The sequence below is a fragment of the Streptomyces sp. 4N124 genome, assembly GCF_052245395.1.
GTDB lineage: Bacteria > Actinomycetota > Actinomycetes > Streptomycetales > Streptomycetaceae > Streptomyces.
This window is the reverse complement of sequence record NZ_JBQQBS010000065.1, coordinates 16,921-38,011: the sequence shown is the minus strand read 5'-3', so window position 1 is coordinate 38,011 and position 21,091 is coordinate 16,921. Positions and strand designations below refer to the sequence as shown.

At 70.4% G+C, this 21,091-nt stretch carries 16 protein-coding genes and 1 pseudogene; 10 read left to right on the top strand and 7 right to left on the bottom strand.

The features are described from left to right. The first annotated feature begins 383 nt into the window (after window positions 1-383). Window positions 384-1,625 (top strand): 3-phosphoshikimate 1-carboxyvinyltransferase, encoded by a 1,242-nt coding sequence (aroA, locus tag ACTWQO_RS40995; protein WP_443242466.1) that lies wholly within the window; start codon window positions 384-386, stop codon window positions 1,623-1,625. 152 nt (window positions 1,626-1,777) lie between these two features. After that, window positions 1,778-2,179, top strand: a complete 402-nt coding sequence (locus ACTWQO_RS40990) for a hypothetical protein (RefSeq protein ID WP_443242465.1) — start codon at window positions 1,778-1,780, stop codon at window positions 2,177-2,179. A 4-nt stretch (window positions 2,180-2,183) separates the two neighbouring features. Here the strand turns inward: ACTWQO_RS40990 and ACTWQO_RS40985 are convergent, their stop codons facing one another. Beyond that, window positions 2,184-4,934 (bottom strand): AAA family ATPase, encoded by a 2,751-nt coding sequence (locus ACTWQO_RS40985; RefSeq protein WP_443242464.1) that lies wholly within the window; start codon window positions 4,932-4,934, stop codon window positions 2,184-2,186. Between the two features lie 269 nt (window positions 4,935-5,203). On the opposite strand from ACTWQO_RS40985, the gene ACTWQO_RS40980 reads away from it, so the two are divergent. Next, entirely contained in the window at window positions 5,204-5,830 is a 627-nt protein-coding gene (locus ACTWQO_RS40980) for a GNAT family N-acetyltransferase (protein WP_443242463.1), read from the top strand. Window positions 5,831-5,961: 131 nt separating this feature from the next. On the opposite strand, the gene ACTWQO_RS40975 is transcribed toward ACTWQO_RS40980, so the two are convergent. After that, window positions 5,962-6,537, bottom strand: a complete 576-nt coding sequence (locus ACTWQO_RS40975; RefSeq protein WP_443242462.1) for a TetR/AcrR family transcriptional regulator — start codon at window positions 6,535-6,537, stop codon at window positions 5,962-5,964. 102 nt (window positions 6,538-6,639) lie between these two features. Between ACTWQO_RS40975 and ACTWQO_RS40970 the strand changes: the two genes are divergently transcribed. Beyond that, complete coding sequence (locus ACTWQO_RS40970; RefSeq protein ID WP_443242461.1) at window positions 6,640-7,491, top strand: SDR family oxidoreductase; 852 nt, start codon at window positions 6,640-6,642, stop codon at window positions 7,489-7,491. Window positions 7,492-7,733: 242 nt separating this feature from the next. On the opposite strand, the gene dnaE is transcribed toward ACTWQO_RS40970, so the two are convergent. Then, window positions 7,734-11,330, bottom strand: coding sequence for a DNA polymerase III subunit alpha (gene dnaE / locus ACTWQO_RS40965; protein ID WP_443242460.1), 3,597 nt, complete (start codon window positions 11,328-11,330; stop codon window positions 7,734-7,736). A gap of 125 nt (window positions 11,331-11,455) precedes the next feature. Between dnaE and ACTWQO_RS40960 the strand changes: the two genes are divergently transcribed. Beyond that, window positions 11,456-12,415: a LysR family transcriptional regulator gene (locus ACTWQO_RS40960; RefSeq protein WP_443242459.1), complete on the top strand. Its 960-nt coding sequence runs from the start codon at window positions 11,456-11,458 to the stop codon at window positions 12,413-12,415. Between the two features lie 55 nt (window positions 12,416-12,470). Here the strand turns inward: ACTWQO_RS40960 and ACTWQO_RS40955 are convergent, their stop codons facing one another. After that, window positions 12,471-13,271 carry a sugar phosphate isomerase/epimerase family protein gene (locus ACTWQO_RS40955; protein WP_443242479.1) on the bottom strand — a complete coding sequence of 267 codons (801 nt, stop codon included), beginning with the start codon at window positions 13,269-13,271 and terminating at the stop codon, window positions 12,471-12,473. A gap of 18 nt (window positions 13,272-13,289) precedes the next feature. Continuing rightward, window positions 13,290-14,222 (bottom strand): bifunctional helix-turn-helix transcriptional regulator/GNAT family N-acetyltransferase, encoded by a 933-nt coding sequence (locus ACTWQO_RS40950; RefSeq protein WP_443242458.1) that lies wholly within the window; start codon window positions 14,220-14,222, stop codon window positions 13,290-13,292. A gap of 173 nt (window positions 14,223-14,395) precedes the next feature. Here ACTWQO_RS40950 and ACTWQO_RS40945 point away from each other — a divergent pair, with 173 nt between their 5' ends. Next, complete coding sequence (locus ACTWQO_RS40945; protein WP_443242457.1) at window positions 14,396-15,049, top strand: hypothetical protein; 654 nt, start codon at window positions 14,396-14,398, stop codon at window positions 15,047-15,049. A 25-nt stretch (window positions 15,050-15,074) separates the two neighbouring features. Next, window positions 15,075-15,283 (top strand): annotated as a pseudogene (locus ACTWQO_RS40940) (coenzyme F420-0:L-glutamate ligase); the annotation flags it as partial. 2 nt (window positions 15,284-15,285) lie between these two features. On the opposite strand, the gene ACTWQO_RS40935 reads toward ACTWQO_RS40940, so the two are convergent. Continuing rightward, a complete protein-coding gene (locus tag ACTWQO_RS40935; RefSeq protein WP_443242478.1) occupies window positions 15,286-16,332 on the bottom strand; it encodes a LacI family DNA-binding transcriptional regulator in 1,047 nt (348 codons plus the stop codon). A gap of 305 nt (window positions 16,333-16,637) precedes the next feature. On the opposite strand from ACTWQO_RS40935, the gene ACTWQO_RS40930 reads away from it, so the two are divergent. The 3 genes from ACTWQO_RS40930 to ACTWQO_RS40920 are packed head-to-tail and all read left to right on the top strand — an operon-like array spanning window position 16,638 to window position 19,773. Then, on the top strand, window positions 16,638-17,795 hold the full coding sequence (locus ACTWQO_RS40930; RefSeq protein WP_443242456.1) for a Gfo/Idh/MocA family protein: 1,158 nt from the start codon (window positions 16,638-16,640) through the stop codon (window positions 17,793-17,795). After that, window positions 17,792-18,943: a dihydrodipicolinate synthase family protein gene (locus ACTWQO_RS40925; protein ID WP_443242455.1), complete on the top strand. Its 1,152-nt coding sequence runs from the start codon at window positions 17,792-17,794 to the stop codon at window positions 18,941-18,943. Before ACTWQO_RS40930 ends, ACTWQO_RS40925 begins: the two co-directional genes overlap by 4 nt. After that, complete coding sequence (locus tag ACTWQO_RS40920) at window positions 18,940-19,773, top strand: sugar phosphate isomerase/epimerase family protein (RefSeq protein ID WP_443242454.1); 834 nt, start codon at window positions 18,940-18,942, stop codon at window positions 19,771-19,773. The genes ACTWQO_RS40925 and ACTWQO_RS40920 overlap by 4 nt, the downstream gene beginning before the upstream one ends. 198 nt (window positions 19,774-19,971) lie before the next feature. Here ACTWQO_RS40920 and ACTWQO_RS40915 read toward each other — a convergent pair whose 3' ends face one another. Next, window positions 19,972-20,934 (bottom strand): AraC-like ligand-binding domain-containing protein, encoded by a 963-nt coding sequence (locus tag ACTWQO_RS40915; protein ID WP_443242453.1) that lies wholly within the window; start codon window positions 20,932-20,934, stop codon window positions 19,972-19,974. Window positions 20,935-21,091: the final 157 nt, after the last annotated feature.

Below are 21,091 nucleotides of genomic sequence, written 5' to 3'. Positions count from 1 at the left end.
ATCCGCTGAAGGAAACTTCCGAGGAGTCACCAATATCCGGGAAGTTTCTGCCAGTCAAGGGACCGCACGTTAGTGGGGGAGGGGCCGCCATCGGCGCTATGGGAGGGGGGCGCGCCGATGGCGGCATGCTGCCGGCCGCAGCGCGGCGGAGAGGGTAGGTCAGCGTTCGCAGCCAGCAGCGAGGCCGACACCGCACCACGGTGACTCTCCGACAGCTTGCGGGTTGGACGAGTGGGGGTGTGGCCGGGTTCCCTGGTTGGCCCCGATTCCCGGAAGTTGGTGACCGAGGGATCAACGGGACGTCGGTGACCACCAGGCGACGTTCCGTGGTCCATCCCGTGGACGTGACGACACCGACGGTGCGGGCCGGGCGATCATGAGGCATGGCTGTTGTCGACATCCCCGGTTCCAAGTCCATCACCGCCCGCGCCCTCTTCCTGGCGGCGGCTGCCGACGGGGTCACGACCCTCGTACGCCCGCTCCGCTCCGACGACACGGAAGGCTTCGCGGAGGGCCTGACCCGCCTCGGCTACCGCGTGGGCCGGACCCCGGACACCTGGCAGATCGACGGCCGCCCCGAGGGCCCTTCCGTGACGGAGGCGGAGGTGTACTGCCGCGACGGCGCGACGACGGCCCGCTTCCTGCCGACCCTGGCGGCGACGGGGCGCGGGACCTACCGCTTCGACGCCTCCGCGCAGATGCGCCGCCGCCCCCTGCTGCCCCTGTCCCGCGCCCTGCGCGACCTGGGCGTCGACCTCCGGCACGAGGAGACGGAGGGCCACCACCCCCTGATCGTCCGGGCGTCGGGGGTCGAGGGCGGCGAAGTGACCCTGGACGCCGGCCAGTCCTCGCAGTACCTGACGGCCTTGCTGCTGCTCGGCCCGCTGACCCGCAAGGGCCTGCGGATCCAGGTCACGGACCTGGTCTCGGCACCGTACGTGGAGATCACCATCGCGATGATGCGGGCGTTCGGGGCGGAGGTCGGGCGGGACGGCGACGTCTTCGTGGTCCCGCCGGGCGGCTACCGGGCCACGACGTACGCGATCGAACCGGACGCCTCGACCGCGAGCTACTTCTTCGCCGCGGCGGCCGTCACGGGCGGCGAGGTGACGGTTCCCGGGCTGGGCGCCGGGGCGCTCCAGGGTGACCTGGACTTCGTGGACGTACTGGGCCGGATGGGTGCGCAGGTGACGGTCGGTGCGGAGAGCACGACGGTCAGGGGGACGGGCGAACTCCGTGGCCTGACGGTCAACATGCGGGACATCTCAGACACCATGCCGACCCTGGCGGCGATCGCACCGTTCGCCTCCGGGCCCGTACGCATCGAGGACGTCGGCAACACGCGCGTGAAGGAGTGCGACCGGCTCGACGCCTGCGCGGAGGGGCTGCGACGGCTGGGCGTGCGGGTGGAGACGGGGCCGGACTGGATCGAGATCCACCCCGGCACCGCGCCTGTCGCGGGGGCCGAGATCAAGTCGTACGGCGATCACCGCGTCGTCATGTCCTTCGCGGTGACCGGGCTCCGGACACCTGGGATCACGTTCGACGACCCCAGGTGCGTACGGAAGACGTTCCCCGCCTTCCACGAGGCGTTCGCGGAACTGCGGGCGACGTTGCCGCGCTAGGGGCGGTGCCCGGGGTCGCGCCCTGGGGTTCTCCCCGAGGCGTACCCCGAGGCGCGGTGGGCCGTGCCGTCCCTAGTGTCCCCGACGAGGGATGCGGAGAACGCCCGGCAGGGGCCGGGCGGCACGCTTCCCGTACGAGGGAGATGATCGCTGTGGGACCGAACGACGTTGAGATCGTCCGGGTGTTCGCCCGGAACACGACCAGCCCGAGCGCCGACCCGACCCTGAACCCCAAGGAGGCGGCCGAGGTCGCGGTGGAGGTCGAGGCGGGCGACGCCATCTTCCGGATCGGTGCGCCCTACGAGGTCGAGGTCACCGTCAAGGATCTCTTCGACGGCACGAACATCCCGACGAAGACGGCCGCTGTGGTCAGCGGGCTGCTCAGCCAGGCTCCCTGGGACAAGCAGCAGAGCGTGTTCGTGTTCGGCATCACCGCCGCCGAGCTGAACAAGCACAAGGGGCACCAGTGCGAGATCTACGCCTCCGTGTACATGGGGCTGCAGGACCCGGACGCGAGCTTCGCGACCAGCCCGCGCTTCCTGATCCAGCGCTGACGCGTCAGCCGGTGCCGACCGGGCCGGGCGGGAGTCTCGTCACCAGCCCGACCCGGGAGGAGATGCCGAGCTTCGTGTAGGCATGGCCCAGGTGGTACTCGACCGTCTTCACGCTGAGCAGCAGTTCCCGGGCGACCTGGCGGTTGGTGAGACCGGAGGCGGCGAGCCGGGCGACGGCCAGCTCCTGCGGGGTCAGCACAGGGCCGCGGTCGGGTGACGATGGGGGACACCCGGCCGCGCGGGCCGTTCCGCAGGCGGCGAGTTCGCGGGTGCAGCGCTCCAGGAGGGGAACCGCGCCGAGACCCGTCAGGGTCTCGTGCGCGGCCTGCAGCGCCTGCGCGGCGGCGGTCCTGCGACCGGTCCGGCGCAGCAGTTCGCCCAACGCGAGCTGGAGCCGGGCCTGTTCGTACGGCGCGGTGACCCGGGCGGCGTGCGCGAGTCCGGTCCCGAACATCTCCTCGGCGGCCCCGGGCTGGTGCCGGGCCGCGAACAGCTCGCCCCGGATCCGGCAGCCGGTGGCCAGGGCGGCCGCGTGTCCACGTTCGGTGGCCAGCGCCTCGAAGGCGGTCAGCGCGTGGTCCGCCTCGTCGAGCCGCCCGAGCCCGATGAGCGCCTCGGCCAGCAGATCGCGCCACGGTGCGGACATCGGCTCGCAGAGTCCCTCGGCGGCGTCCGCTTCCAGGAGCGGCAGCAGTTCGGCGGCGGCGGTGTCCGGCCGGCCCCGCAGGAGCGAGAGAAAGGCGCGCGCCCGCCGGGACTCGGTCATGACGGTCCCCGGCACGACCGGTAAGTCGGATACCTGGCTCAGATGCCACTCCGCGCGGTCGTGGTCCCCGCGGGCGGCGAAGACCCACCCGGCCGCCGAGTGCACCGTCGGGTGCAGTTCGTTGCCCGTGTCGTCGGTGAGGGACGCGGCCGAGTCCAGGAGCTGTGCGGCCTCCTCCCAGGCGCCCAGCGCGCACCGCGTGAGGCCCAGCTGGAACATCGCGATGATCCGCAGCATCATCGGCCCGTCCCGGCAGATGAACACCGCCTCCCGCAAGTCCCGTTCGGCCTCCGCCAGTTCGCCCGACCACAGCCGCAGCAGACCGCGTCCGCAGAGCAGATCCACGTCGGCGGCGGTGACGAGGGAGGTGTCCGGCAGCTCCGCGGCCACGGCCAGCCCGCGCCCGATGTCACCGCTGAGGCCGTAGCCGGTCATCCGGACGTAGCGCAGCATGGTGCTGGAGGCCCGCCGCGCGGACAGTCGCAGGGACCGTTCGGCCCATTCGGCGGCGTCCAGGCCCTGGTTGAGGGACAGCGCCAGGAAGCTGCGCATTCCGGCGATGCACGAGGCCAGCTCCGGGTCCGTCGTGGGGTCACAGTCGTTCCAGGCCTCGCACAGCAGGGGCTCGGCGTGCCTGAGGTCGCCGTCGAAGGGCAGCAGCAGCGCCTGCGCGTACCGATGCGCGGCCGAGCAGCCGTCCCCCGGCAACTCGTCGAACACCGCCTGCGCCTCATCGCGCCGGCCCTCCCACAGCAGTGCTTCGATCGCCTCGACGCCGTACCGCTCACGGCCCCGCTCCGTACAGGCCAGCCGGGCGGCGTCGCGCAGCAGCGGGGCGGCGCTGCCCCAGCGGCGGGCGGCGGCCTCGGTGTGGGCGGCGTCGGCGAGCTGTCCGGCCAGCGTGTCGTCCGGGCCCTGCGCGGCGTGCACCAGGTGCTGGAGACGGCCGTACGCCGAGTCCGACTGCCCGGCGGCGGCCCGGTGCAGCGCGTGCCGCAGTACGGGCCCGAGCCTTCGGTAGACGGTGGCGCGCAGCATGGGATGCGGAAAGGACACGCGAGGGCCGCCCGGCTCCGGCGTCTCGTCGAGCAGTCCGGCACCGACCGCCTCCTCAAGGGCGGGCAGCGGGTCCTTCAGCTCCGCGAGCCGGGCGGCCCTGTGCAGCGGGCAGGACATGCCGAGCACGCTCGCGGCGGCGGCCAGGGCCTGTGCCTCGCCGGTGCAGTCCGCCAGCCGCTGTTCGATCAGCCGGGCGTACCCCAGTGGCGCGGGCAGCGGGAACGCCGTGGACATCAGGCGGGCCGGCGGCACCTGTTCGAGCAGCGCTTTGACGTGCAGCGGGTTGCCGTCGGTGTGGTCGAGCAGCCGTACCACGGCGGTCGGCGGCAGCGGACCGTTGCACGCGGCGGCGAGCTCACCGACCTCACCCGCGCTCAGCCCCGTCAGCGACAGCCGCAGCGTCCCCTCCCCGGTGAGCAGCCGCCGCAACCCCTCGGGCAGCGCCGGGTCGTCGGCCTCCCGTACGACGACGACCGTGAGGACCCGGTCGGCGCGCAGCCGGCGCAGGGCGAAGGCAAGCGCCTGGAGGGACGAGGAGTCCGCCCAGTGCGCGTCGTCGACGACGAGGATCAGCGGCCCGGCCGTACGGGCCTGGAGTTCGCCCAGTACGTCGAGCAGCCGCGCACCGGCGGTCGGCGCGTCGACTGCCGGGGGCAGCGGGTCGACCTGTCCGTTGTGTGTGGTGACGGAGAGAAGCTGGTCGAGCAGCCCGAGCGGCAGCCCGGTCTCGTTCTCCTCCCCGCACCCCTTCAGCACCCCGGTGTCCGGGTGCCCGGCGACGAAGCGCCCGATCAGCGCGGTCTTCCCGATCCCGGCGGGCCCGTCGACCAGCACGATCCGCGACGCCCCGGCGACAACATGCGCCAACTGCCCGTCCAGGGCCGAGAGATGACTGCCCCGCCCGACGAACGGACCGCTCTGATCCCCCATACCGGCCCCTCCCCCAAGTTCCCGCCGCGGGCCCCGCTGCCCCTGTCACCCTCGCGTACGGGGGAGCACCGCTCAAGGGGCCAACTGGACCAATCCGGGGTACTGGGGACATGGAGGACACGGTCGGGCAGCAGGCGTACGTCACCCGGTTCTTGCCCGGCGAGAAACTCCTTCGACGAATTCGGATGCGCACGGGAGACTTCCCCAGATCTTCAATGGCCGTCAGATCTTCAATGACCGTCGGTGGATTCGCGAAGGAGCGTGGGGAGTTGGGTTTCCAGCTGGAGGGGCCGGTTCTGGAGGGTGCACGGGTGCGCCTGGAACCGCTGGAGCACAGCCACGCGGCCGACTTGGCGGTGGCGGCGGAGGAGGACCGGGGTACGTACGAGTTCACGTGGGTGCCGAGGGCGGAGGAGGTCGGCGCGTACATCGACGCGCAGCTCGCCCGAGCGGCGACGGGCCTCCTGGCACCGTACGCCCAGGTGTCGGTCGCATCGGGACGTGCGCTCGGTACGACGTCGTACTGGGAGCCACGCTCCTGGCTCTCCGACGACCGCCTGGACGCCATCGAGGTCGGCTTCACCTGGCTGGCGGCGTCGGCCCAGGGCACGGGCATGAACACAGAGGCCAAGCTCCTCCTCTTCCGGCACGCCTTCGAGGAGTGGGACGTGTCCCGGATCGACCTGAAGACGGACGCCCGCAACGCCCGCTCCCGCGCGGCGATCGCCGCCACCGGCGCCCACTTCGAGGGCGTACTCAGGAACTGGTCGCGTTCATGGGCACCGGGTGAGGACGGCCGCTTGCGTGACTCCGCGATCTATTCGATTACGGCGACGGAGTGGCCGGCGTGCAGGGAACGGCTGGAGAGGCGGCTGGCCAAGGCGTTGGCACGGTAAAGCTGGGTGACGATGCATGCGGATCCCCTCGCGGAACACGCGGCATTCAGAACCTGGTGAGAGCCGACAGGGCCACTCGATGAATTGACCGTGGCTGCGCTCGCGTTGGCGTGCCGCATCGGGAGTTTGGCTCAGCTCGAGGTCGAGTCCTTGGTCAGCGCGTCCATGAAGAGGTCGACGAGCGGGCGAGCTTGCTCTTCGGTGCCGTGCTGCACGGAATAGGCGATGCCCCCCATGAGGAGTAGGACATTGTCGGGGGCGACGTCGGTTCGCAGGCTGCCGTCTCGGGCGCCGGCCGTGAGGAGCGTGGCGACGGCGTCGGTAAGGAGTGCGCGGCTGTCGGAGTATGGATCGATGCCGGAGGCGATGACCGCGTTGAGGGCTTCGGACATTCCGCTCTTTGCCGTGGCGTAGCGGATGAAGTGTTCCATCCACATCCGGGTGGCCTCGGCGGCCGGGTGCTGGGTGAGAAGGTCGTTCACCTTCTCGCACACCTGGGTGAGTTGACGCCGGTAGGCGGCGTCGATGAGGACTTCCCGAGTCGGGAAGTGCCGATAGAGCGTTCCGACACCGACGCCTGCCTGCTTGGCGATGGCGGTAGGCGCGGTGTCCAGCCCCTGCTCGGCGAAGGCCTGCGCGGCGACCTCCAGCAGGCGCTCGCGGTTCTGCAGCGCGTCACTCCTGGTGCGGCGGGGCGTGGCGGGCATGCGGGTTCCTTCGGTGCCTGTCTCCGGTTGCTTTCCGGAATCCGTTCCGCTTAACTCGTAACCGGAACGTATTCCGGTAACACTCTACTCCAGGGGACTCCCATGCCTACTCCCTCCGACAAGTCCGTACGCCACTGGTTCGTCACCGGAGCCTCCGGTGGACTGGGCCGCCACCTCACCGAGCACGCCCTCCGGAGCGGCGACCGCGTCACGGCGACGGTCCGCCGCCCCGCAGCTCTGGAAGACCTGCGCGAGACGCACGGCGACCGGCTGACTGTCGAGATCCTCGACCTCACGCGGCCGGCCGACGTGGACAAGGTGGTCGGCAGGACTCTCCGGTCCGGGCCGGTGGACATCGTGGTAAACAACGCCGGATACGCGGTTGTGGGCGCCGCCGAGGAAATGACCGTCGAGCAGATCCGCGACCAGATCGAGGTCCTCCTGCTCGCGCCGATGATGATCACCCGTGCCTTCCTGCAGCCGATGCGTGAGCAGGGCGGAGGTCGGATCATCCAGATTTCCAGCGTGGGCGGCCAGGTCGGCATCCCCACTCACAGCTCCTATCACGCGGGCAAGTGGGGGCTGGAGGGCTTCACCGAGAGCGTCGGCCGCGAGGTCTCCGACTTCAACATCCACCTCACTCTGGTCGAGCCCGGCGCCACCCGCACCGGCTTCGCTTCAGCCCTGCAATACACCACCGAAACGACCGTCTACCGCGACAATGCCGTCGGCCAGACCCGGCACTATTTGAAAACCGCAGACGAGAACGTCTTCACCGGCGACCCCGCCAAGCTCGCCGCCGCCATCTACGACACCACCCGCCACCCGAGCCCGCCCCTGCGCCTGGCTCTCGGCTCCGACACCTACAGCGCAATCCACGCGGCACTCACCGAACGTCTCACCGCGCTCGAAACCCAGAAGGATCTCGCTGAATCTGTCGCCTTCACCCACTGATCCGCCCCACCAGCGCGACACGTCGTCTCACAGGGTGGCGGCGAGCGGAATGCCGGTGGCGTCGGCGATCAGGTGGTGTCTGAAATCGAGGGCATTCGCGCTGCGGAGTTCGGCGAGGACCCCGACGCCACATCAGGAAGAGGTCTCCTCCTCGTTGAGGCCCTGTCCGACGCCTGGGAAGTCAGAGACCGCGAATTCGGCAAGTCGGTCTGGGCCCGCGTCCTCAGCAGTTGACCGGCACGTTATGCAACGCCTTCCCAGGCGTCGGCTCCGAAGGTGCCCTTCACGTCGGAGGCGATGGTCGTGGGGTCCACGGTGGCCTGTAGGGCGTAGACGGTGGTCTTGCGAGCGCCTCGGACGGTGAGGTGCACGGGGCTGGCGCCTGGGTGGTCCGCAAGGATGCGCTTGAGTTCCTTCACGGACTGTTCGGTGATGCGGTGTGCGGGTAGCGCGAGCCGAACAGGAGGCATGCTGCCGTGTTCGGCGGAGGACACGTCCAGTACGGCGAGTTCCCTTCCGAAGATGTTCACTGTTCCGTCCCGGTCTTCGATCTTGCCCTTGACGGAGATCACGTTGTCCTCAACCAGTGCGTGCTGTACGAGCTGGTAGGCGGCGGGGAAGAACAGGACATCGATGCCGGCGTCACGGTCCGCGAGGTTGACGACGGCCCAGGCGTTGCCTTGTTTGGTCATCTTGAGCTGGAGGCCGGTGATCAGTCCGGAGAGCTGGACGTCCCCGGTCGCGCGGCCGGAGGCGAGCAGTTCGGCGATGGAACAGTCCCGTGCCCTGGAGAGGATGTGCTCGGCGCCGTCCAGCGGGTGGGCGGAGACGTAGAGGCCGAGCATTTCGCGTTCGGTCGCAAGCAACTGTCTGCGGGGCCACTCCGTGTCGTCGATGGGGAAGTCGAGGCCGAAGGCCGGTTCGCCGCTTGCTGCGCCGCCCAGGTCGGCGAAGAGATCGTCCTGCCCGAAGCTTGCCGCCTTCTTCACGGGGATGATCGCGTCGATGGCGTCCTCGTGGATGGCGGTGAGGCCCTTGCGGGAGTGCCGCAGGGAGTCGAAGGTGCCGGCCTTGATCAGGGACTCCACGGCCCGCTTGTTCAGCGCGGGCAGGTCGGCCTTGTCGAGGAAGTCGGGGAAGGAATCGAATCTCCCTTTCCGGCGGCGCGCGTCGACGATGGCTTCGATGACGTTGTCGCCGACGTTGCGTACGGACTTCAGCCCGAAACGTACGTCGTCGCCGACGGCGGTGAACTCGGCGACGGACTCGTTCACGTCGGGCTGGAGGACGCGGACGCCGTTCTTGCGGGCGTCGGCGAGGTAGATCGCGGCCTTGTCCTTGTCGTCGCCGACCGAGGTGAGCAGGGCGGCCATGTACTCGGCCGGGTAGTTGGCCTTGAGGTAGGCGGTCCAGTACGAGACCAGGCCGTAGCCGGCGGTGTGGGACTTGTTGAATGCGTAGCCGGAGAACGGGAGCATGACGTCCCACAGGGCCTTGATGGCTTCGTCGCTGTATCCGTTGCCGCGCATGCCGTCGTGGAACTTGTCCCACTCCGCGGCCAGCACCTCCGGTTTCTTCTTGCCCATCGCACGGCGCAGCAGGTCGGCGCCGCCGAGGGTGTAGCCGGCCAGTTCCCGGGCGATGGCCATGATCTGCTCCTGGTAGACGAGCAGATGGAAGGTGTTGCCGAGGATCGGCTCCAGGGCGTCGCGCAGCTCGGGGTGGATGGGGGTGATCTCCTGGCGGCCGGTCTTGCGGTGCGCGTAGTTGGTGTGCGCGTTGGCCGCCATCGGGCCGGGGCGGTAGAGGGCGTTGACCGCGGCGATGTCCTCGAACCGGGTGGGTTCCATCTGCTTCAGCAGGACGCGCATGCCGCCGCCGTCGAGCTGGAAGACGCCGAACGTGTTGCCTTCGGCCAGCAGCCGGTAGGTCTTGGCGTCGTCCAGAGGGATCACGACGGTGGACGGGTCGCCGTCCAGGGGATCTACGGTGGCCAGGCTGATGCCCCGGTTCTCGCGGATGTTCTCGATCGCCTGGTCGATGACACCCAGGTTCCGCAGCCCGAGAAAGTCCATCTTGATCAGGCCCATGGCTTCGCAGGACGGGTAGTCGAAGCCGGTGATCTTCACGCCGTCTGCGGCACGCATGTGCAGCGGGATGCGGTCGGTGAGTTTTGTCTTGGAAAGGATCACCGCCGCGGCGTGCACGCCGGTGCCGCGGGTGAGGCCCTCCACCCCGCGGGCTGTGTCGATGACCCGCTTCACGTCCTGCTCGTTCTCGTACATCTGCCGGATCTCGCCGGCCTCGCCGTACCGCTCGTGGGAGGGGTCGAAGACGGCAGCCAGCGGGGCGGGTTTGCCGTTCTGGTCCGGCGGGAGCGCCTTGGTGATCCGCTCGCCGTGGGCGTAGGGGTAGCCGAGGATGCGTGACGAGTCCTTGATCGCGTTCTTGGCCTTGATCTTGCCGAACGTGTTCACCATGGCGGTGTACTCCCCGCCGTACTTCTCGGTGACGTAGCGGACCATCCGGTCCCGCTGACGGTCGTCGAAGTCGAGGTCCACGTCCGGCGGGTTGATGCGCTCGGGGTTCAGGAACCGCTCGAAGAGAAGGCCGTGCTCCAGGGGGCACAACTCGGTGATGCGGGTGGCGTAGGCAACGATCGAGCCGGTGCACGAACCCCGGCCCGGACCGAGGGAGATCTTGTTGTCCCGGGCGTGGCGGCAGATGTCCGCCACGACGAGGAAGTAGGAGCTGAATCCCATGGGGCCGATGACCGACATCTCGGTCTCGAAGCGGTCCAGGACGTGCTGGGGGATCGGGTCCCCGTAGCGCATCGCCAAGCCCTTGAGGGCTTCCTTGCGCAGCCACGACTCCTGGGTCTCGCCTTCGGGCACGTCCGGGAACTGCGGCATCTCGTCGACGTAGTCGAAGACCTCGTCGTAGGACTCGACGCGCTCGGCGATCAGCAGGGTGTTGTCGCAGGCTTCCGGCAGCTCCGAGAACAGGCCGCGCATCTCGGCGGCGCTCTTGAGGTAGTAGCCGGAGCCGTTGAATCGGAAACGGCCCGGGTCGTCCTTGTTCTTGCCGACACCGATGCACAGCAGGCTGTCGTGGGCGTCGGCCTGGTCCTCGGTGACGTAGTGCGCGTCATTGGTGGCCAGGAGGGGAATCCTCAGTTCCCTGGCCAGGCGCAACAGGCCTTCACGGACCTCGCGTTCGATGTCCAGGCCGTGGTCCATCAGCTCCAGGAAGTAGTTCTCACAGCCGAAGATCTCCTGGTAGGCGGCGGCAGCAGCCTTCGCCTCGTCGTACTGGTTCAGCCGCAGGCGGGTCTGGATCTCGCCGGAGGGGCAGCCGGTGGTGGCGATGACGCCGTCTGGCCGTTCAGCGATCAACTCCCGGTCCATACGCGGCTTTCCGGCAGGGAACTGACCTTCATAACTGGCCTGCGTGCTGAGCCAGAACAGGTTCCGCAGGCCCTGGCCGTTGCGCGCCCACATGGTCATGTGGGTGAAGCGGCCGCCACCCGAGACATCCTTCGACCCCTCGCCGTCCGCGTTCATGGCGCGACGGCCACCGGGCCCCCAGAACTCCTGTTTCCGGATGAACCGGGAGGAGGGTGCCACGTACGCCTCGATGCCGATGATCGGCTTGATGCCTTCGGAGCCCTTGGCGACCTGCGCGAACTCGTAGGCACCGAACATGTTGCCGTGATCACTCATGGCGATCGCGGGCATCCGCTGCCGTGCCACCTCGGTGAACATAGGTCGGAGCTTCTGCGCGCCGTCCAGCATCGAGTACTCGGTGTGGTTGTGCAGATGGACAAAGGAATCCGGCACGGGCGAGTGACCTCCGCTCAACGTCGCGTTGACTCAGAGCATCAAAGCGAGAGGCAAACTCCCAGATCAAACAACTGACACACCGCAAGTGCACAACCAGAGGTTGTATATCTAGGCTGGGCGGCATGGATCTCAATGCCGTCCGCACCTTCGTCGTCGCCGTCGACGCGGGACAGTTCCAGAAGGCCGCCGCCGACCTCTCGCTCACCCAGCAGGCGGTGTCCAAGCGCGTCGCGGCGCTGGAGGCGGAGCTCGGTGTGCGGCTGTTCACCCGCACCGCACGCGGTGCCGAGCTCACCATCGACGGGCAGGCCTTCCTGCCCCATGCCCGCACGCTCCTGCGAGCCGCCGAGCGGGCAGCCGCCTCCGTACGGCCCGGCAGCCGCGCGCTGCGCGTCGACGTGGTCGGCCGCCGCGTTGCGACAGGGGGCCTGGTGCGCGACTTCCACCGGGCGTATCCGGACATCGAGCTGGACGTGGTCACCCTGTTCGGCGGGGACCGGGCCATCGATGCCGTCGAGTCCGGCACGATCGACGCGACCTTCCGCGCCGTGCTCATGCCCGGACGGCGTCTCCCCGACGACATCGAGGCCGTGCCGGTCCTCGACGAGCCCCTCCAGCTGGTCACCGGCCCCGCCCACGCGCTCGCCGGCGAGCAGTCGGTCACGCCCGCACAGCTCGCGGGCTGCCGGATCTGGATGCCCGGCAACGACCCCGGCACGGAGTGGGCGGCGTACTACGACGAGCTCGCGGCTGCGTTCGGTTTCACTGTCGAGGCGACAGGCCCCAACTTCGGCGTCGAGGCTCTGCTCGACACCATCGGCGGCTCCTCGACCCTGGGGACGTTCCTCAGCGAGCGGACCCCTCTGGTCTGGCCCGCCGGCTATGACCTGCGCCGCATCCCTATGCGTGACCCGACCCCGGTCTACCCGCACTCACTGCTCTGGCGCAACGACAATTCCCACCCCGCTCTTGCCACCCTCCGCCGCTACCTCATCTCCGCCTACCCCGGCCGCCCCGCCGCCGGAGTCTGGACACCGGAATGGGCCCAGCCCGCGGGGCCGGCTCCTCCAGAGGCCGGTTGACCGGAGCGGAAGCGGGCCGTCGCGCCGGACCCGTCGGCCGAGCTCGTCGCCCGGCCTACGCCGACTCGTTGAGCAGCCGGGCCAGGTGCTCGCGCCCCGCCCCCAGCAGTTCCGGAAGCGGTGCGGCCCCCTCGTACCACCGCTTCTCGTACTCCCAGCAGAGCCAGCCGTCCCAGCCGTGGCGGGAGAGGACCTCGACGCATTCGGTGAGGGGGAGGACGCCCGTGCCGAGGGGGAGAGGGGTGGTGTCGGTGGCGGAGGCGATGTCCTTGACCTGGACGTAGCCGAGGTAGGGGGAGAGGGCGGCGTAGGTCTCGTGAGGCTGTTCGCCGCCGAGCCAGGTGTGCATGACGTCCCAGAGGGAGCCGACCTGGCGGTGGCCGACCAGGCCCAGGACGCGGATCGCGGCGGCGCCGGTGCGGTGGGAGTCGTGGGTTTCGAGGAGGATGCGTACGCCGAGGTCGCCCGCGTACTCCGCGGCCGTGCCCAGGCGTCGCGCGGCCGTCGCGTCGGCTTCCTCGGGGGACTGGTCGGTGCCGGCGCCGGGGAAGACCCGGACGTAGCCGGCGCCCAGGTCGCGGGCGAGGTCCAGGAGGCGGTGGATCTCCTCGATCACCGGCTCGTCGGGGCCCGGTGCGGCCACGCGCGCGTAACCCGCCACGCCCAGGACCTCCACCCCCGCCCCCTTGAACTCGGCCACTACGTCGGCCCGTTCGGCGAGCCCGATGCCGGGGTGCACCGGCTCCTCAGGATGTGCGCGCAACTCGACGCCGTGATAGCCGTGCGTGGCCGCGAGGCGCAGCACGTCCGCGATGGGGAGGCCAGGGACGCCGAGGGTGGAGAACGCCAGCTTCATGGTCATCGACCCTACTCGTCACTCACCTGTCCCGTGCAGATCCAGGCGCCAGTCCTGGCCGACCAGATCCTTGCCGAAGGAGCGGTGCGGCTTCTCGGCGACGAGGACGAAGCCGTGGCGCTGGTAGATACGGCGGGCGGCGGCCAGGACGTCGTTGGTCCACAGGACGAGTTCGCGGTAGCCGACGCCGCGGGCGAAGTCGATCACGGCGCGGACGAGACGGTCGCCGATGCCGAGGCCGCGGGTGTCGGGCTCGACCAGCAGCAGGCGCAGGCGGGCCGTGGCCGGCGCGTCGTCCCGTACGCACATCACACAGCCCACCGGCCGGCCGTCCAGCTCCGCGATCCACACCCGCTCCAGGTGGGGGTCGTGATCCTCCGCGAAGTCGGCGACGATACGTGCCACCAGGCCCTCGTAGTCGGCGTTCCAGCCGTACTCGCCGGCGTACAGCGCGGCGTTGCGCTGCACGATCCAGCCGAGGTCGCCGGGGCCGGGCTCGCGCAGGACGACGTCCTCGGCGCGGGGCGGACGGGCGGCGGACAGGATCGTACGGACCGTCCGCATCGCCTCGGCCAGGCGGGGGCGGTCGGCGGGCGGCACGGTGGACAGCAGCGCGCCGACGGATTCGTCCGCCCGCTCGGCGAGCAGCGCGGCGGTCTCCCGGCCGCGTGCGGTGAGCGTGACGTTGCGGCGGCGCGGGTCGCGCCGGGACGGGGTGCGCTCGATCAGGCCGTCCTGCTCGAACTTGTTGAGGATGCGGCTCAAGTAGCCCGCGTCCAGGGAGAGTTCGGTGCGTAGGTCGGCCGCGTCCGTACGGGGGGAGTGCGCGAGTTCGTACAGGACGCGGGACTCGGTGAGGGTGTATGGCGCGTAGAGGTGGCGGCTGTAGTCGAGGGCGCCGATCACGTTCGTGTAGAAGCGGTTGAAGGCGCGGATGTCCTGGACGGTCATGAGCGTCGACCCCCGAATGGTTGACTCAGTCAGAGATACCGTCGGGGGCGAGCCTAGGGCGCGGGGAGCCGCCAGTCCAGTCGAAATAAAGAAACGCTTGCGTTTCGATCGAGCCCGCCGTAGCGTATCTGTACGAAACCGTTTCGTATCGATGGAAGAGGTGGGACGTCGGCATGACGATCCTTCAGCTGCAGCCCCGGAGCAGCGTCGTACGCGCGGCCGGACTGGTGGACGTACCCGCCGTGGTGCGCCTGCTCGCCCCGGCCGCGACTGCGCCCCGCCTTCCGCTCCAGGTGCCGGGAGGTCCCGCCGTGGACTGGGACCAGGCGCAGCGCGCCATGCGCCTGATGCTGGCCCACTACGCCCTCGAAGAGGGCGAGGTGTGGGTGGCCGAGCGCGCGGACGGCGAACTCCTCGCGGCCGCCGTGTGGCTGCCGCCCGGCACCGGGGCCGAACCTCCCCACGCCCGCTTCGGCAGCCTCCTCGCCCGCGAACTCGCCACCTCCGTTCCGAAAGAGCCGAAAGAGCCGGTCCTGCCGGCGGCGCTGAAGGCGGCGGGCCTCGACGGGCCGCACTGGACGGTGGTCGCTGCCTGCGCGCCGGACGACACGGAGGCCTGGGACCGCAGTGTGGTCGCCGAGCTGCTGGCCCCCGGCCTGCGTGCCGTCGACGACGAGGGCGTCGGCGCCGTCGCGGCCACGATCTCCCCGCGCCACATGGACCAGTTGCGACCCCTCGGGTTCCGCCGGCCGCGCGCGGCCCGGCTCGCGCCGGGGGTCGGAGTGTGGCTGGCGCCCCGTCATCCGATGAGCCACATGGCCGCCTGACGCCGAGGCGCTCCGCTGGTCATGCGTCACCGTCTTGCGCGGGCTGGCGCACGTGGTGGCCGCGGACGACGGGAAGGGGCGCGGGCCATGGTGCGCGGCGCGCGCGACGACATGTTCCGGCTGGGCACGTCCAAGGCGGTGCGGGAGGCGGTGACGCAGCGGCGTACGGTACGGGCCTTTGCCGTTCGGCAACCCCGCTCCCAGCCCAGCCGGTCACCCGCGAAGACACCGCACCCTCAGTCCCGCGGCACCCCGGAAGACCCCCGCACCATCAGCTCCCCCCGAGCCGTCGCGATCCCCCCGGGCGGCGGCTCCTCGCGCCCCATCGCGATACGTCCCGCCCGCGCCCCCGCCTCCGCGAGCGGCAGGCGGACCGTCGTCAAGGCGGGTACCGCGTCGATGCTGAACGGCAGATCGTCGAAGCCGGCGACGGACACGTCGTCCGGGATCCGCAGTCCGGAGTCCCGCAGCGCGGCGCACGCGCCCAGCGCGACGGAGTCGTTGGCGGCCACCACGGCCGTCAGTGACGGGTCCCGGCGCAGCAGCTCCAGCGTCGCCTCGTAGCCCGAGCGGCGGTCGTAGCGGCCGTGCACCGTCCAGCGCGGGTCCTCCTCGATCCCGTGTGCGGCCAGCGCCTCCCGGTGGCCCTCCAGCCGGTGCCGGGTCGTCGTGCGCTCCTCGGGTCCCGCGATGTAGCCCAGCCGGCGGTGTCCGAGGCCGATCAGGTGCTCGGTCAACTCCCGCCCGCCGCCGCGGTTGTCGAAGGTCAGGGCGATCGCCTCGGTGTCCGGTGCCGGCGGCCGGCCGCACAGGACGACCCGCGTTCCCGCGTCGCCCAGCTTCCGCAGCTTCGCGGCCACCGCGGCCGCATGCGGCGCGTTCTCCACGGCGCCGCCGGTCAGCACCACGGCCGCCGCCCGCTGCCGCTGAAGCAGGGTCAGATATGTCAGCTCACGCTCCGGTGAACCCCCGGTGTTGCAGACGACGGCGAGCCGCTCACCCCCGGCACGTCCCCCCGGCCCCCCGATCTCCGACTGGATCGCGCCGGCCATGATCCCGAAGAAGGGGTCGGCGATGTCGTTGACGAGAATCCCCACCAGGTCCGACGTCGCCGCCGCCAGCGCGCTCGCCGGGCCGTTCAGCACGTAGTCCAGCTCGTCCACGGCCCGCAGCACCCGCTCACGGGTGGAGGCTGCCACGGGATAGTTCCCGTTCAGCACGCGCGACACCGTCGCGGGCGAGACCTGCGCGCGGGCCGCCACGTCCGCCAGGGTCACCGTCATCTCGTCGTCCTCCGGTCGCGCATCTCGTCGTACCTCTTCGTACTCGTCAGGCTCGGCATACGTCGTCGTAGACAGGCCGGCCGGAGCCACGGTTCCCCGCATGCCGAGCAGACCTTAAGGCCATCGACCCCTGTTGTTCGCCCCCTCGAACAACTCGACCTCGTTACGGTCTTGTCCAGACCCCTGGTCAGAGGCTAGCTTCTCACTAGATAGAAAGCGCTTGCTGTACGGCTCACCTCGCTCGCCTGTGACGCGAGGGGCGTACGCGGCGCACGACCGCGTACGACGCCCACGAAGGGAATGACGTGACACGCGAGACGGTGCGTATCGCCATGAACGGCGTGACCGGGCGCATGGGTTACCGCCAGCACCTGGTCCGCTCGATCCTGGCCATCCGTGAACAGGGCGGCCTCGACCTCGGCGACGGCACCGTGCTGTGGCCGGAGCCGATCCTGGTCGGCCGCCGCGAGCACGCGCTCAGGGCGCTCGCCGAGCAGCACGGCCTGGATCTCGACAACATCTCGACCGACGTCGACACGGTCCTCGCCGACCCGACCGTCGACATCTACTTCGACGCGCAGGTGACCTCCGCCCGCGAGGAGGCGCTCAAGAAGGCCATCGCCGCGGGCAAGCACATCTACACCGAGAAGCCGACCGCCACCGGGCTTGAGGGCGCCCTGGAGCTGGCGAGGCTCGCCGCCGACGCCGGCATCAAGCACGGCGTCGTCCAGGACAAGCTCTTCCTCCCCGGCCTGCTCAAGCTCAAGCGCCTGATCGACGGCGGCTTCTTCGGCCGCATCCTGTCGATCCGCGGGGAGTTCGGCTACTGGGTCTTCGAGGGCGACTGGCAGGCCGCCCAGCGCCCCTCCTGGAACTACCGTGCGGAGGACGGCGGCGGCATCGTCGTCGACATGTTCCCGCACTGGGAGTACGTCCTGCACGAGCTGTTCGGCCGGGTGAAGTCCGTCCAGGCCATCGCCACCACCCACATCCCGCAGCGCTGGGACGAGAACGGCAAGCCCTACGACGCCACGGCCGACGACGCGGCGTACGGCATCTTCGAGCTCGACGGCGGCGCGATCGCCCAGATCAACTCCTCCTGGGCCGTCCGCGTCAACCGCGACGAACTGGTGGAGTTCCAGGTCGACGGCACGGAGGGCTCGGCGGTCGCCGGTCTGCGCAACTGCCGCGTCCAGCACCGGTCCGCCACCCCCAAGCCGGTGTGGAACCCGGACATCCCCGCCACCGAGGTCTTCCGCGACCAGTGGCAGGAGGTGCCCGACAACGCCGAGTTCGACAACGGCTTCAAGGCCCAGTGGGAGCTGTTCCTCAGGCACGTCTACGCCGACGCCCCCTACCACTGGGACCTCCTCGCCGGCGCCCGAGGCGTCCAGCTCGCCGAACTGGGCCTGAAGTCCTCGGCCGAGGGCGTCCGTCTCGACGTACCGGAGATCGCGCTGTGACCATCCGACTCCCGGACGCCGAAGGCGGGTTGAGGGCGTACGAGCCCCGCCCCGAACCCCTCGCCGTCACCCCCGGCGCCCCGTTCACCTCTCGTACGGTCTTCTCGGCGGCCCATGTCGTTGCCGACCCGTTCGCCGACGTCAGCCCCGACTCGCCGGCCGCCGTCGACTGGGACGCCACCCTCGCCTTCCGCCGCCATCTGTGGTCCCACGGGCTCGGGGTCGCCGAGGCGATGGACACCGCCCAGCGGGGGATGGGGCTGGACTGGGCGGGCGCGGCCGAGCTGATCCGGCGCAGTGCCGCCGAGGCGAAGGCGGTCGGCGGCCGGATCGCCTGCGGTGTCGGCACCGACCAGATCGTCAAGGGCTCGCTGCCCGAGGTCCGGGCGGCGTACGAGGAGCAGCTCGCGCTGGTCGAGGAGAGCGGCGCCCAGGCGATCCTGATGGCCTCCCGCGCGCTGGCCGCCACCGCGTTCGACCCCGAGGACTACCTGGAGGTCTACGGCCACCTCCTGCGCCAGGCCACCGAACCCGTGATCCTGCACTGGCTCGGCCCCATGTTCGACCCGGCGCTGGAGGGCTACTGGGGCTCGTCCGACCTCGACGCGGCCACTGACAACTTCCTGGAGGTCATCGCCGCCCACCCCGACAAGGTGGAAGGCATCAAGGTCTCGCTGCTGGACGCCCGGCGCGAGATCGACATCCGCCGCCGACTCCCGCAGGGCGTCCGCTGCTACACCGGCGACGACTTCAACTACCCCGAGCTGATCGCGGGCGACGAGCAGGGCTTCAGCCACGCCCTGCTCGGCATCTTCGACCCGCTGGGGCCGCTGGCGGCAGAGGCGGTACGGGTGCTGGACACCGGGGACGCGGCCGGCTTCCGGGCGCTGCTCGACCCCACCGTCGAGCTGTCCCGCCATCTCTTCCAGGCCCCGACGCGCTTCTACAAGACGGGCGTGGTCTTCCTGGCCTGGCTCGCGGGCCACCAGTCCCACTTCACGATGGTCGGCGGCCTGCAGTCGGCCCGCTCCCTCCCGCACTTCGCCCGCGCCTACGAACTCGCCGACGGACTGGGCCTGTTCCCGGACCCGAAGCTGGCGGAGGAGCGGATGAAGAACCTGCTGAGCCTGTACGGAGTGAACCAGTGACCGGCCTCGAACGCTTCAGCATCAACCAGATGACGGTGAAGCAGCTGAGCATGCCCGAACTGGCCGACGCCTGCGGTCGGTTGGGCATCCGTAACGTCGGCCTCTGGCGTGCGCCGGTCCAGTCGTACGGCCTGGAGGCGACCGCCAAGCTGGTCCGCGAGGCGGGCCTGACGGTGACGACCCTGTGCCGCGGCGGCTTCTTCACGGCGATCGACCCCGAGGAGCGGGCCAAGGCCCTCGACGACAACCGCCGTGCGATCGACGAGGCGGCCACGCTCGGCACGGACACGCTGGTCCTGGTCTCGGGCGGTCTGCCCGCGGGCTCCAAGGACCTGCACGGCGCGCGGGAGCGGATCGCCGACGCGCTGGGCGAGTTGGGGCCGTACGCCGAATCCCACGGCGTACGGCTGGCGATCGAGCCGCTGCACCCGATGTACGCGGCGGACCGCTGCGTGGTCTCCACCCTCACCCAGGCCCTCGACCTCGCGGAACGCTTCCCCGCGCACCAGGTCGGCGTCACGGTGGACACGTACCACATCTGGTGGGACGACAACGCGCCCGCGCAGATCGCCCGCGCGGGCGCCGGCGGCCGTATCCACACCTTCCAACTGGCCGACTGGACCACCCCGTTGCCTCAGGGCGTGCTGAACGGCCGCGGTCAGATCGGGGACGGTTCGATCGACATGCGGGAGTGGCAGGGACACGTCGAGGCGGCCGGGTACACCGGGCCCATCGAGGTCGAGCTGTTCAACGACGCGCTGTGGGCCCGGGACGGGCGGGAGGTGCTGGCGGAGACGGCGGCGCGGTTCGTGGAGCACACGGCCGGATGACAGGCGCTGTGTACGGTGCTCACTGCCGCGCCGACACCGGCAGTGAGCCGCCGTACCCCCGTCCCCGTGCTTCCCCCGCGGTGCGACGGGTCCTCCCCCGGGCAACAGGATGTCAAGGCAAAGCGCCCGGATCCTTGGCCGGGCGTGCACGGATCTTGGCGATTCCTGCACGCTTCCGTGCGACAAGCGGCGGGTCCGTCAGGTGTGGTGGCGGTAGTCCCGGGGCGCCATTCCGTACTCCCGCCGGAAGACCCGGCTGAACGCCGCCGGGTCGGTGAAGCCCCAACGGGCGGCCACCGTCTGGATGGAGCGGGCACGCAGGCGCGGGTCGGCCAGGTCGCGGCGGCAGCGCTCCAGGCGGCGGTGGCGGATCCAGGCGGCCGGCGTCGCGCCCTCGTCGGCGAACAGCTGGTGGAGGTGGCGTACCGAGATGCCGTGGGCTGCCGCGATGCCCGCCGGGGAGAGTGACGGATCGCCGAGGTTCTGGTCGATGAAGTCCCGGATCCGTGTGTGCAGGGCGCGGCGGCGGGCCTCCGGTGTCAGCGCGTCCTCGGCGTCCAGGCAGTCGCCGAACACGGACGCGAGCAGATCCGTGGTCACCGAGGCCAGCGTCGGCACATCGGCCTCGGTGAACTCGTCGGCGCGGGCCGCGATGTCGGCAAGCCAGCGGTACAGCACCCCGCCCAGGCCCCGGTCCAGCGGAATCGGCTGGGCCAGCAGCCGCCGTACCGTCCGCGGCGGCAGCGGCAGCACCGTGCGCGGCATCGCGACGATCACCGTCGACGCGGTCTCCGACGACATGCAGTGCCAGGACTCGTACGGCAGGCTGCTGTCGATGAGCAGCAGGTCCCCGGCGCGGAAGGCCCGGTCGTGGCCGTCCTGGGCGACGACTCCCTTGCCGTGGAGCTGGCAGTTGAACAGGTAGACCTCGGGATCGAAGCGCCGGATGAGCCGGGTCGTGCGGACGGACACCAGATGCTCGAAGGCCACCGAGGAGATCTGCACATCACCGAGCGGCAGCGTGCGCAGCGTGGCGCGGAAGTCGTCCCGGCAGTCGGTGCGCAGCAGATGGGGCATGTACGTGCGCGCGCTGATGTCCTGCCACAGATCGAACCGCTCAGCGGCAGGCACCACCTCGGTCGTGAACTCCTGCATCAGCATCGGCGTGCACCCCCACCCGCACCGCACGGGAACCTCTGGGCCGTCGTCCTCCGGGCCATCGTAGGGACCCGGCGCGTGGACGGGCCGAAAAAAATTCCGGAGAAACCGTGCAACCCTTCCGGGACCCCGCGGGTCGTACTTGGCATCAGGACTTCTG

What these genes read in the sequence shown, in the direction of transcription:
- aroA (WP_443242466.1), top strand. Translation starts at nt 384, where the DNA reads ATGGCTGTTGTCGACATCCCCGGTTCCAAGTCCATCACCGCCCGCGCC.
- ACTWQO_RS40985 (WP_443242464.1), bottom strand. Translation starts at nt 4,934, where the DNA reads ATGGGGGATCAGAGCGGTCCGTTCGTCGGGCGGGGCAGTCATCTCTCG.
- ACTWQO_RS40975 (WP_443242462.1), bottom strand. Translation starts at nt 6,537, where the DNA reads ATGCCCGCCACGCCCCGCCGCACCAGGAGTGACGCGCTGCAGAACCGC.
- ACTWQO_RS40970 (WP_443242461.1), top strand. Translation starts at nt 6,640, where the DNA reads ATGCCTACTCCCTCCGACAAGTCCGTACGCCACTGGTTCGTCACCGGA.
- ACTWQO_RS40960 (WP_443242459.1), top strand. Translation starts at nt 11,456, where the DNA reads ATGGATCTCAATGCCGTCCGCACCTTCGTCGTCGCCGTCGACGCGGGA.
- ACTWQO_RS40955 (WP_443242479.1), bottom strand. Translation starts at nt 13,271, where the DNA reads ATGAAGCTGGCGTTCTCCACCCTCGGCGTCCCTGGCCTCCCCATCGCG.
- ACTWQO_RS40950 (WP_443242458.1), bottom strand. Translation starts at nt 14,222, where the DNA reads ATGACCGTCCAGGACATCCGCGCCTTCAACCGCTTCTACACGAACGTG.
- ACTWQO_RS40945 (WP_443242457.1), top strand. Translation starts at nt 14,396, where the DNA reads ATGACGATCCTTCAGCTGCAGCCCCGGAGCAGCGTCGTACGCGCGGCC.
- ACTWQO_RS40935 (WP_443242478.1), bottom strand. Translation starts at nt 16,332, where the DNA reads ATGACGGTGACCCTGGCGGACGTGGCGGCCCGCGCGCAGGTCTCGCCC.
- ACTWQO_RS40915 (WP_443242453.1), bottom strand. Translation starts at nt 20,934, where the DNA reads ATGCTGATGCAGGAGTTCACGACCGAGGTGGTGCCTGCCGCTGAGCGG.